This is a genomic window from Gordonia sp. OPL2, assembly GCF_003797825.1.
GTDB lineage: Bacteria > Actinomycetota > Actinomycetes > Mycobacteriales > Mycobacteriaceae > Gordonia.
Map to the genome: position 1 here is coordinate 1 of NZ_RKME01000121.1, position 405 is coordinate 405.

Here is a 405-nt window from a genome sequence, read left to right on the forward strand (position 1 = left end):
CTTCCGAATCGAGCGCAATGCGCTGCACATCTGGCCACGTGGCCATTACATGTGCATCGCCCTGCCCAACCACGAAGGCACCTTCACCGTCACCCTGTTCCTTCCCAACCAGGGCGATCCCAGCTTCGCCACGGTCAACACCGGCGCGCAGGCCGAGGCGCTGTTCGCGCGGGAGTTCGCCGACACCCTGCCGCTGATCCCGAACCTGCGCGCGGACTGGGAACAGCACCCGCCGGGGCTGCTCGGCACGCTCACCCTGGAGCGCTGGCACCAGCACGGTCGCGCCGTACTGAACGGCGATGCCGCGCATGCGATGGTGCCATTCCACGGCCAGGGCATGAACTGCGCGTTCGAGGACTGCGTTGCGCTGGCCCGGCACCTGATGGAAGCGGATGATCTGGAAGG

1 protein-coding gene is annotated in these 405 nt (G+C 67.2%); it reads left to right on the forward strand.

The window, feature by feature from the left end; genetic code table 11:
• Window positions 1-405 (forward strand): NAD(P)/FAD-dependent oxidoreductase (locus EEB19_RS26590; RefSeq protein ID WP_187590311.1); only part of this gene is annotated, 405 nt, incomplete at both ends.